This is a genomic window from Cohnella sp. GCM10020058, assembly GCF_042683485.1.
Lineage (GTDB): Bacteria > Bacillota > Bacilli > Paenibacillales > Paenibacillaceae > Cohnella.
Map to the genome: position 1 here is coordinate 47,606 of NZ_JBHUJV010000014.1, position 13,183 is coordinate 60,788.

A 13,183-nucleotide genomic window follows, 5' to 3' on the forward strand; every position below is an offset into this window, starting at 1 on the left:
TTCCGGGCGCAGGTAAGGCGGACGATTTTATATTAGGAAAGCTTACATTCAAACAGAACAAAGGCGGGGGGATCGCGTTGCGAAAAGGCAGCTATGCGAAACGAATTACAGCGGTCGGTCTGGTGATCTGCTTGTTGCTGTCGCTGGTTCCAAGTTCCTTGAACGGAAAGGCAACGGCAGCGACGCAGGATCTTGAAGTTATGTTCAGTACTGGCGCGCATGTAGGCAATGCGACCTATAATGCGGACAATACGTTCCTCAACTTCTACAACAACCAGGTTCCTGGGTTCTATACGACACGGAAAGACGGCAACGCTACCGTCGACTGGGCGGGCGGCGACGTATTCGCCGGTACAAACGACAAATCGTCCTATGTCACATTACAGGTCAGAGTCGCAGACAACCCGATCTTGCGCGAAATGGCGCTTGGCGGGCAGGCGGAGATGATCACGGGCTTTGCCGTCCTTCGCCGGCATAGCGGGTTCATTTGGGTTCGTCGTTCAGAGATCAAGATTTACGTCGACGGCCAAGAACTCATGAACTATAGAACCGGCGGCAGCCAAGTCTATAACAAACAAGCGACCAAGCTCATCAAGCCCAATTCAGTCATTGACATTAGTATATGGGGACAGGGCGAGGACGACGGCGAGGGCGCCGGCGTACGCGGCTTCTACCTGAAGTTCCAGGACAAGCAGCGTCCCGTCATCGACAGCTATACGTTCACGGGCAACGGCAATGAACGTACGAATCCCAATATTAATCAGGAAGAGCTTTACGCCAAAGAAAATGAGAACATCACGCTATCCTACAACTTCAGCGAGCCGATCCGGCCAACGGCGCTGACTTCGTCCAACAGCGATTTCTTTCTCCGGCATCCGCTGTTCGTCAATCCGGCCGGTACGGGACTTCCGGCCAACGGCGAGCAGCAGTACATGCAAAACACAACCTACAGCAGCTCCAACCTGAAAACCTACAATAGCAGTTTGACTTATAACTACACCGGCGTCCGCTATCATAACAGCGGCAATCTGCCGCTCGAACCGCTTATTACCGGCACGACGCCCGGCAATGCGCCCATCGATCAAACGCTTCAAGAGAAAATGGATGCGGCCGTGTTCGCAGACGGCGCTGGCAACGTACTGCAGCCTAACCTGGCATCCGTCAAGGCTGGTAACGGCAGCCTGCCCTATCTGTTACAAAACGGCGGCAAGGTCGGCAATCCGTTCGACTACAAGAATAAGGGCTTCCGCGTCATCGTCGATGCGGTACGGCCCAAGTATTCCAAGACAGGCAACGGCATTCAACCGGAGATCTTGACCGGCGTCACCCTTAACAGAGGGGATATCATCGACTTTAACGTGCAGTTGACGGAAGAAGGCATCGGCAATAAAGCTTTAATTGAAGGGAAAACGTTTCTCTACTTTAACAACGGTATGAGGGCGTACTACCTCAAAGGCAGCAGCAGCAAAAATCTGATCTTCAGGGCGACTGTCGACGACGGCGTGCAGTTGGAGACGCCGCTGCTCAAGGTTATCGCGTTGACCAATGACGGCAAAGGCGACAACTCCGACACCAATGTCATCTCCGACTATGCCGGCAATCTGCTGTTCCAGCCCGCTAACTTCGACGGCGTACACGAAGACGGTGACAAGTCGCTGGTCAACTCCAAGATCGACTGGGCAAACCTGTCCATCGACAACACGAAGCCATTGGTCAGCTATCACTTCGATCTGGGCGGCGCGGACAACACGACCTACAAAAAGGTAGGCAAAATCACGATCGATGCCAACGATCCGGCGATCAAGGTGCCGATGCTCGATCCGGATGTCGCCGAACGCGGCGTAGCCCATCCGAGCAAAGGCATCTACCGCCCGACCAATATGACCGGCGAAGCTTCGCCTGCGGTCGGTCTGGTGTACTACTGGTGGAGCAAGAGCGCGACGGATCCGTTCGCTGCCCAGGTAGGGGACAATTATGCCGCCTTGAAGCGTTATGCGCTATCGGCCAAGCAGCCGTCCGAGGATCTATATCCCACCGGATTTGCAGGCGTTAAGCTGTCGGTCGCTAACAACAAGACCAATTTGATCGTGCCGCCTGCCGAAGCATATCTGCCGGAGAACAGCGGCGAGTGGTACCTGCATACGTGGACTGCGGATATGACCTGGGATTCTGCCCGGGAGCTGATGCAGTACGACAAAATGAAGGAATACGTACGGACGCACGAGGAGCAGTATGCAGCCTGGATCGCGGAGGCGCCGGGCTCCGAAGCGGACAAGACGTTTTATGCCGACAACAAAGCGCTTGTCGCGGTCGGACAATACGGAGATCTGAGCGTATGGAGTCTGGACGACTTCAAGCATGACGATTCCAACTGGACGCACAGCGTCGGCGTGCTGAAGCTGGACAATCAGGGACCGACTTCGGTAGCCGACAACGTCTACGGAAGCAACACGGGCGATGTTCAGGTAAGCGCGCTCGTGCTGGACCCGCATAGCGGCGTCGACAGGGTCGATTATCAATGGGTAAAGGACGGCGATTCGCCGTCGGACATCAACTGGGTTCCGACCGTCGTAGACAACGGCAAGGTGAAAGAATCGACGCTGAACGAAGTGTTCGAGTACGGCACCTTTTGGCTCTATCTTAGAATGACAGACCTTGCCGGCAACGAGTCCGTGCAAAAGGTAGACTTGCCGGCCGTTGTCGGCTCGGGCACATCGCTTCCGGGCACCTTCTCGCCCGAAGCGGACAGCAATTATGTGAAGAGTCAACAAGTGACCTTTACGATAAACGGCACCGAGCCGGATTATGTCGGGTATGCCATCAGTTCGAGCTCGATTCACCCGGCGGATGATGCGTTTGCGGCACTGGCGGCCGAACCGACGCCGTCGGATACACCGTCGGATACACCTTCGGACACACCTTCGGACACGCCGACGGACACGCCGACGGACACACCGACCGATACACCGACCGATACACCGACGGACACACCGACGGATACGCCGACGCCAGAGGTGTCCCTGTCCTACCTGATTCCGGAGGATACCACGCACAGCGGCATTCAGTATGTCCACGTGCTGGTGAAGAAGGACGGCCAGAACTATTACTACGCGAAGGCCTACTATTGGGACAACTCGCCGTCGGAGATTACGTTCAGCAAGAACGGCGTGCCTTATCCGCTGGACGTTCAGGAGACGACGGTTAGCATCAACGAGCTTTACAGCAAGAAAAACATGATCTCGCAGTACCAATGGGTACGGGTCGACGAAGGCATCCCCGAGATTGCGCCTACAGACGCACCGGATGGGTGGACGGAGCTGCCGCAAGGCGGATCGGTCTCCATTAAAGGCAAGGACGTGCTGCCTGCCGGAGAGATCGCGAACTTCCGCCTGTACGTACGGAATAGGGACGGCGCGGGCAATATCTCGATCGTCGGAACTTCCGATCTGTTCAAGGTTACGCATACCGGGGACGAGACGGTGCCCCCGGCGGATACCGAGTCCGACTTGATCTATCTGTATGGCGACGCGAAGGACGGCTACACCGCCATCCTCAAGCTGAATCTGGATACGGAGAACAAGGCGGGTTATGAATACTCCGTATCTCCTGACCAAGGAGAGAGCTGGACCAGATGGAAGCCGTATACGAATTTTGTCTCGCTGCCTGTACCGAGCGGAGACCCGTCCAAGCTTCAGGTCATGGTCAAGTACCGGACGCCGGGCGGCGCGATCAGCGAGGCATTCCCGCTTGACAGCTCGAACGCGTCGCTCGACGAGAAGCCGATCTATGCGCTGGCTGCGGTCAGCGGCACCAGCATGGTGCTTCCGACCGTCGGCGCGAACATCGACATTCAAGTGCCGGCCGGCCTTAAGGTCGTTCCTGCGGCGGTGAATCCGGCGAAGCTCGTGCGTACCGGCAATTCGTTTAACGTGCCTGAGAACGGCTACTATGCCTTTGAAGTGATCGATCTGAACGATCCTAGCCGGAAAGACGATTTGTATATCGTGGTCAAAAACGTCGACGGTACGGCGCCGATCGGATCTATTGAGTTCGGGGGAACGGCGCCGACCAACGCCAACGTCGTAGCCAAGCTGTCGGCTTCGGAGCCGATCATCGTGACGAATAACGGCGGCAGCAACGTCTATACGTTTAAGGAAAACGGTTCTTTCACCTTTGAATTCAGGGATCAAGCGGGCAATACGGCTACCGCAACGGCAACTGTAGGCAATATCCGCAAGAGTGCCCCGAGCGTCAAGATCGTGCGTTCCTACGCGAACGGCAACAAGACGTTCCCGACGATCACGGATGGCAGCGGGAACGTACTCTACACCGCTGGCGTGGCGTTGGAAGTCCAAAGCGGAGACAGCCCGGCCAAGCCGATCTTCGTCACCGACGGCAGCAATCCAAGATCGGTAAGCGATAACGGCACCGTATCCTTCACGGTCGCGGACGAATACGGCAACACGACGATCGTCAAGGAGACGGTCGACAACCTGGTCACTTCCGGCCCGACGGCCGAGAAGATCGCGTATACCTTCGTGGACAGCGAAGGCAAGGACGTACCGGACGACAAGATCGTCACAATCGACGGCAAGAAGTATGCGAGCGGCAAAATCAAGGTGACGATTACGGGCAAGAATCCGGCAGCTAACGCAGTATTTTCCGGTACGGCACCTGCGGTGGACGAAACGACCGGCGCTTATCTTAACAAGATCAGCGATGCTACCGGCAAGTTCATCTACTCGCGCGTCTACGAGACTAACGGCGCTACCCAAGTCGGCTTGTCCGACCTGCTCGGCCATATGACCCGCGTGCCGGTGACGATTCAAGGCATCGACAGCACCGGACCGGCGCTGACGCTGAATCAGACATCCGTAGGCATCGTGCAGAACAAGGCGGACTTCGACTTTGCCAAGGACCTGGGCGGCTACACCGTGAGCGACAATATATCCGCCGTAGGCAAGATCAAGGTGTCCGTCAGCGGGTTGGATCTGACCAAGCTCGGCCGCCAGCAAGTGACCTATACGGCCGTTGACGAAGTCGGCAACAAGACGGTTGCGACGCAGAGCGTCATCGTCGTCAAGAACGGCGGACTGCTCATCTTCGGCAACAACACCCTGATCTCGGCCAATTCCGGAGAGACGGCGCTGTTCGATACGAATAAGCTGACCTTCCGCATCTCGGGCTACAACCTGATCAAGGTAGGCGGCAAGGACCTGACCAACGAATGGGCGACCTACGATCTGTATTACCAGCCGGGTCTGTACCGCGAAGGTCAAATGAAGGCGATCGCCACCAAGGTCACCTACGATGATTTGGTGAAGGGCGAGTTCAAGGTTACTTTCCCGAAAGCGGGCTGGTATACCGTTATCGTCAGAACGCAGGAGCGGGATCGCGAATTCGCATCCTTCTTCATCGGCAGTACGAACTAATACGCACTAAAAACCGCGCCGTAGTGAAGCGAAGAGACCGGATCCCGGGCGTAAACGGGCGAAGGCTCTTCGCCACGGCGGCGGCAAGAGGGGCTAATTATGATCGGGGGGAAGCAAGTGAAGCTTTGGCAGAGAACGACAGCCGCTTTGCTCTCATTCATATTCATATTTTTATCTTCTTCAGAAATTTTGCGATCGCTCGCCGAGACCCTGAACAGCACCAGTTCGGTCGCGATCCAGAACGATTTCATCAAGGTCACCGTCGACAAAAACAGCGGACGTTACGGCATTCGTACGGTAGAGGGCCAGCCGATTCGCAAAAAGGACCAGAACGTCAACCTGCTGTACGGCGGCGACGAGCCTGAAACCTCGTTTACGACGTTCAGAATCGACGGCACGGATTTCATTTTCGGCAATCGCTACAAGCTGGACGACGGCACGCAATCCTCGGTCGTACCGGCCAAGGTCGTCGACAATCCGAACGGGACGCAGCAGATCGAGACGGTCTGGAGCATCAAGAACGTACAAATCAAGCAGATACTGATGCTCTACAGAGATAGCGCCGACAAGATCAACTCCGGCAATATCAATATCCGTTACGAAGTGAACAACCTCGGCAACGCCACGGTCGCCGTAGGCAGCCGCATTCTGCTGGATACGATGGTCGGATCCAACGACGGCCCCGCGTTCCAGATCGGCACGGCCTACAAGGCGCCGCTGTCGGTTGAGCGCAAGCTCGTGCACGATCCCGAGGCGATCGGCATTCCAAAGGCAGACGTTGCGTTTTACAAGCTGCCTGCTTACTGGGTCATGCGCGACAAGCTCGACTTCGACAACCCGCTTGCGACGAACGTCGTCGCTTACGGCTTCAATAACTATGCCGAGCAGAACATCAACATCGTCGACGAGATGATCGTCGGACACTGGGCCGGCATGGCCAATACGAAGTGGGATTATACCCCGAACCCTAACCTCGACTTTACCCGGGACACCAACGATTACGGTTCTTCCGACTCCGCCGTGGCTTACTACTGGAATCCGGACAAGATTCCGGCCAAGGGCTTCCAGTCGTTTGAAACGGTATACGGCCTTGGCGAACTGACGCAACCGGACCACGTTTTCTCCATTCGCTACCTGGATCCGATCCAGACGTTGGCAACCTTGCCCGACGACAGCGATTATGTGAACGAAGGCATCTTCGATATCACGGCGGAAGTCGAAAATCTGGCGCAGTACAATATGGAGCAATCCAAAATCGATCTGGAGCTGACGCTGCAGAGCGGATTGAGCTTCGTTAAGCTGGACGATCAGGGCAATATCATCCGCGATTCTTCCGGCAAAGCGCTAACGGAAACGTTCCAAAGTAAAATTCTTGCGTATAAAAAGGAAGCAACGCCCGCAGAAGCCGAGCTTGGCATTCAGCCGAAGTACAAGCCGGGCGACACCGTCACCGTCTCGTTTAAGGTCAAGGCCAAAGGCAAAGCCTGGCCGACCACGCGCGAGTATATGTTGACGGCTAAAAGCCCGGAAACGCAGGCAAAGCTTGACGGCGTGACCGACGAGGGCATCAAAGCCCAATACGAGTCGAGCAAGGCGAACTTCATCCTGCTGCCCGCCGTCGGCGAAGCGCTGCCGACTTACGTGTACGGCGTATCGCCGAAGGAGCTGTACAGCACCGATACGAAGTACGTCACCGTCAATCTGTCCAACATCGAAGCTTACAACACCGGGGACGCGAACACCGCGCCGAACTTCGATCTTTATTTCCGCAACAAGGTGACCGGAGACCGATACAAGGTGCCGGTGCAGAGCTCCGTGCTGCTCCAGCCGACCGACGACGGCGCTTCCGGCGACATGCGCATCACTTACAACACCGGTGATCGCGTGGACGCCAACGGCAACGTGCTGACGGCAGATACCGGTCCCGAAATGCCTTTGGGCGAGTATCAGATCCAGATCGACTACAAGGGAGATACGGGCGGGGACGAAGAAGAAGCATCCCTGTACGACATTACCGCTCCTCAGACGATCATGGTGACCGACAACGACGAGACCCGGGTGCGCGAGGCGCACATTCTGGCCGTCTACAAGCAGGCCTTCGACCTGAAGGGCGCTTCGATCGGTCAGACGATGGAGGATATGGCCGAGCTGAACGGGATGTTCGCAACCGCTCCGTTCGCTAACAAAGATCAGCTCAAGAGCACGATCGACAACTTCAAATCGGCTAAAAAAGCGATCGGCATCGCGAGCAAGACGGTCGATCCGACCTTCAAGCTCGATGCGTTCCTCGAGGACGACAGCCTTGAAGCCGTTCCGATCTACAGCTACAAGACGTTCAGCTCCGAAGCCGAGCTGCAGGAATTCCAAAAGGAAGACAAGAGCCGCTCGGTACTTGTCGTCATTAAAGGGATGATCAAGACGGTGGGCAAGGGCAAGGACGCCCAAGTCATCGTCGATACCAAGACCGAGCCCGCTATCATTAATGATGCGGTTGCTTATAAGGGCAAGGACCTCGTCATCGTCCGGGGTCAGCTGGACGTATTCGGTGTCCAGAAGCTTGTGCCGGGCTTCTCCAACAATCCGCTGTTCGCCTCGACGTTCGTCAAGGGCGACGGCACGCTGAGCGTGGCCGGCAGCGGATTCGTATTCCACAGCGGGGAGTGGACGCTGGACTTTTTCAACGGCTTCAACAAGCGGCTCGGCAGCGGTCCGCTGTCTCCTGCGGAGCAAGCCGACAACGACGACAATCCGGAAGACACGTCGCTTAACGGCAGCCTGAAGTGGGCATCGGGACTCATCGGAGACCGGCTTAACCCGCTCCGCCAGCTGATGGTGTCGAACGTCTACTTTAACCGGCAATCGTTGTTCTCGGTACCGTCGTTCAACATTTCCGGTTTCGGCTTGTCTTTCAACGACTTCATTTTGAGAGAAGGCGGAATCTCGTTTGGCGGCATGATCTCGATGAAGATCATCGACGCGGAGATCAACAACGTTATTTTCAATAACAAGGGCTTCGTCGGCATCGACGCAGCGCTGAAGTTCGGTCTGAACAAGAACCTCGGCTTGTTCGGTCCAATGGACGGCGAAGACAAGAAAAGCGAAGGCCCGAGCGGGGAAATCTTTATTTCCCATTATGTCCAGCAGATCAACGGCGAATACAAGCCAAGCAAGTACGGCATGAAATTCGAAGCCGATCTGAAAGGCATGATGAGCGTACAGATCGAGCTGGCGTTCAAGAAAGTACAGGACGGACGTATTCTGCCCGATGTCATCGGCTTCGGCGCAGGGCTTCCGAAGCCGGGCATTCTGATTACCGGCGCGACCTACCTCACCGATATCCGCGGCGCAGTGCGCGAGCTGGCGGATACGATCGCAGGCACGGGCAAGGATCCGTTCCCGCTCGTCGTGCAGGCGGGCGTCGGCATGCGCTTCGGCATCGCGCCGGCTTACTTCTTCGGCCAAGCCGACCTGACCGTGAAGCGTACCGGTCTCAAGATCGAGGGCAAGCTGGACTTCTCGACGGATCCGGACGGAGACGATACGCTTCCGATGCTGACCAAGGCGCTGCTGGAAGCGCAATGGGTCACGCCTTGGTTCGTGCGTGTTCAGACGGAAGTCGACATCGGCGGATGGGATGTCATCGTCGGCAAGGCAGGCGTTTTCGTCGGGCAAAACCTGGAGAAAAACCGAATCGATTTTGAAGGCTACATCGGATCCAGGCTGCAAATCCCGAACAGCGTACCGGTCGTCGGGGGCATGCCGCTCGCCAGCGTGTTCTTCGGCGTCAACAACGACAAAATCTGGGGCAGCGTAGGCATTCTGCTCATCACGCTCGGCGTAACCTACTACTGGGGCGGCGGCGTGGAATTCGGTACCTCCAGCGAGGAGCTGCCGGACGGTCTCATTCATATGGTCGTCAACGATCCCGAAAAGGGACCGCGCATGCTGGTCATCGGCCAAGGCGTGGAGACGGTCGCCACTTCGTGGAAGGACACGGAGCAGGGCAGCCAAGAAATCGTTTATCGCGATGTAGCCAAAGGCGTGCAATTGATGGAAAGCGACGCGATGAATCTCGGCGTAGGCGGTATCGTGACCAAGAACAACGGCCGCGAGCATTCTATCCCGATGAATGATATTTCGGGCAACGCCATCATCGAAGTCGATTACGACTACAAGACGCTGCCGAAGCTCGTCTTGAAGGATGCAAGCAAAAAGGATTATCCGATCGTATTCGACAACTCGAATACCAATCCGAAAGCCAACGCCTTCTCGCAGATCATTCTGGCAAACGACGAAGGCAACACAGAAAAAGTCGATATCCGCAGAGCGTATATCATCGTGCCGGAGGCGGAAGCCAAGAAGGGCGGCACATGGACGCTGACAGCCGAATCGGGTGTCGATACCAAACTGCTGAACGTACCTGTACTGCCGCAGCTGAATCAGGTTAACCTGGCTGTGAGCAACAGCGACCCGAACAAGTTCAACGCCACGTGGAACGTATCGAACGCCAAGGCAGGCGATACGGTCAACCTGTATCTGACGCAGGACGCAGTCGGCAGCGGTACTGTCGAGGTAGAAGGCAAGCAAGTGCTGGCAGCAGGCGACCCGGGTCTATTAATTGCTAAGGACCTGCCGGCTACCGCAGGCACCGCAACCATCGACGTCACCAAGGTGTCGCTGGTAGGCGGCACCGAGGACATACGGGGCTTGCTGCGCCAGGGCGATTACTATCTGCGCGCAGAGCTGAAGGCTTCCGCGGCCTTCGGCACGAAGACGTCGGCCCAGAAGTTCACGATCGTCGATCCGCTGGCGCCGCAGAAGGTCAGCGACGTGAAGATCGAAACGGCGGGCAACGGATACTTCTCCTTGTCGTTCAAACCGGGCGCCGTCAAGCCGGGTCAGGAGAACATCCCGCGCAACTACGTCATCGATGCGCAGAGCGACCAGACCGGCAGCCTGAAGAATTACGACAACTACGGCGAAGTGCTGATGACGGAAGAGGAGCTGAAGCCGTATTGGAACGCATCGACCGGTCGCTATGAAGGCATTCCGGTCGGCGGATGGACGGCGGGCACGACTTCCGATGCTGTCGATCAGGACAGCCTGCAAGGTTCGACGACGACTGACGCGGCGGGCGAGAAGTACATTGGCTTGCAGGTCGGCAAGAAATACGTCATCAGCGTATCTGCCGCCAACAAGCCTGCCGCGACGCTGGACAAGAACGAGAACTATCATTATGCCGACCGCGTCGACAGCAGCCTGACGCTGCTGCCGGTCCCTGTGAAGCCGGGGCTGACTGTCTCGTCGGATCAAGGCACCGTAAGCACGACGCCAGACACGGGAACGGCGCCTAATTTGATCACGAACGAGACGACGCAGAGCATCAAGCTCGTGTCCAACCAACAAAACGTAAAAGTCGAAGCCAAGTATGCCGGAGAAACAGTGGGTCAAGTTTCCTTGACTAACGGTACCTCGGGCAGCAACGGCACGCTGAAGCTGAGCAACTTTACGGTTGACGGCCCTTATGCGATCGAGCTGACGGCGACGAACACGAAGACGAAGGACGTCTCGATCACGATGCTGTATCTGACCGTCGATACGATCGCTCCGACGCTCTATATCGATGAGCCGACGACTGGCGCCAGAACGCAAATGGGCCAGATCGCGGGCAAGTCTGCGAACTTGATTCATGTCGCAGGCACGACGAGCGTAGGCACGAAGCTGACTGCAGGCGGTACCGTTATTCCTGTAGCGGACGACGGCAAGTTCGAGGGCGATGTGGCGATTCCGGGCAGCGACCCAACCGTGGACCTGAAGCTGATCGCTACGGACGCAGCCGGCAACGAGAACTCGGCGACGGTCAGCATCACGAACGACAGCTTTGAGGCACCGGCCGCGCTGGTGCTGAAGGAACTGCCGGCGTTGACACCTGGGGAGAGCAAGACGATCCAAGCGTACCTGAAGGTCGTTGACGGAAAAGACGGGCAGGGCAAGGTGACCTTCAAAGAGGTGCCGATCTCTGCCGAAGATATCAAAGCCAAGCTTAGCTACACGCTGCTGATGGGCGATGCCGTCGACCTCACCGTGGACGCGAACAGCCCGGCCAAGGGAACTGTTACCGGCCTGACCGAAGGCGCCGGTTTGATCGAAGCGACTTACAAAGTCTCCGACGACGTTTCGCTGACAGCCATGGTTGCCGCTCAGGTTAAGATTCCGGAGCCGACGGCGTTGGGGAGTCTGTCGGCTAGTATCCGGTCGGCTAATGAAAAAACATCATTGGCTCAGGTATTAATTGAGAATGTCGGCGAAATGACCGGCCAGCAACTCGCATACAAGGTATTTCCAGATGGTGCGGGCGCTACACTGCCGACATTTAAACAAAATCTGTCAGATTGGAGCACCTTCCCTACTGACGGAATCATTAATGCCAAGTCACGCGATATTGTAGTGGTTGCGAAACGGACTTCCGCAGGCAAACTGGCCACGGCTACTAGCCGATTGCTGCAATATAGCACATCCTCGTCAAGCGGTGGCGGAGGAGGTGGCGGCGGAACGGCCATTCAGCCTTCGGGAGAAGCGCCGACCTTCACGCTTAACGGCAAGGAAGCCAAGAGCGAACTGGGTACAGACGGCATTGCTAGAATCACACTGACGGCAGAAGATACTGCCGCGGCGGGCGAAGGCGATTTGACCTTGGGGCTGAAGGAAGGCAGTGCGTTGGGCTATGAATTCCATATCGCCTCTGCCGCAGTCCGTCAGCTCGCGGATGCCGGCAAGAAGCTGATCGTACAGCTGCCTACCGGCAAGCTGACACTGACCAAGGATCAACTTTCCGGCGTCAAGGGCGATCTTACCCTCACGGCAGCGGCTAACGCCGAAGGCGATATCGCGGCCATGCGGACGATTGCAGCCGGACAAAAGGTTACGATGCTCGGTACCGGTTCCGGCCTTACGTTTAAGGCCAATCTGGCTGAGAGCGGCTGGATGAACGGCGTCATTACCGAACTGAACGTACCGGACGGCGTAAAGGCGGACGAAGTGACCGCTATCGTACTGAAGGATGCGAACGGCAATTGGACCACCGTTCCATGGAGCAAGACGAAGGACGGCTTCCGGATCAAATTGACCGGAGAGGGCAGCTTGTTCCTCATCAGCAGCGCGAAGAGCTTTGCAGATGTAAAGGACAGCTATTGGGGCCGTCAATCGATTCAAGAGGCCGCAGCCAAGATGTTCGTCCAGGGCAAGAGCGATCAGCAATTCGATCCGGAGAGCAAGATCACCCGGGCTGAATATCCGACGCTGCTCCTCCGCGTAGCTGGACTAATGAATCAGAACGCCTCTTCCAGCTTTAGCGACGTATCGGCGGAGAGCTGGTACGCGCGCAGTGTGGCGATCGCGTCCAAGCTTGGCTTGGCGAACGGACTCGCTGGCGGCGTATTCAAACCGCAAGAAACCTTATCGCGCGTTCAAGCGATGACAATGGCGGGCCGTCTGCTCACGCTCACGGGCAATGTGGAGCCGCTAAGCGCTACAGAGATCGATAATCTGCTCGCAGGCTTTAAAGACCGTGCTTCTATACCGGCATGGGCGAGAGAGCAAGTAGCGCTCAGCATCAAATACGGTATTATCCAGGGGGAGAATCTGTATATCCGTCCTGAAGATGCATTGACCCGGTCACAGGCTGCAGCGATTGCAATGAGACTGGACCGGTTGATCGCCGGCGAATAAGACAGATTCCTTAAGGCGGTGTG

General features: G+C 56.7%; 2 protein-coding genes. Both read left to right on the top strand.

All coding sequences use genetic code 11. The annotated features are described in order from the left end of the window. The first annotated feature begins 77 nt into the window (after positions 1-77). Complete coding sequence (locus tag ACFSR7_RS24645; RefSeq protein ID WP_378166192.1) at positions 78-5,432, top strand: hypothetical protein; 5,355 nt, start codon at positions 78-80, stop codon at positions 5,430-5,432. A 99-nt stretch (positions 5,433-5,531) separates the two neighbouring features. Beyond that, the gene (locus ACFSR7_RS24650) at positions 5,532-13,160 is read left to right on the top strand and encodes an S-layer homology domain-containing protein (protein ID WP_378166194.1); all 7,629 of its coding nucleotides are present in this window, start codon (positions 5,532-5,534) and stop codon (positions 13,158-13,160) included. Positions 13,161-13,183: the final 23 nt, after the last annotated feature.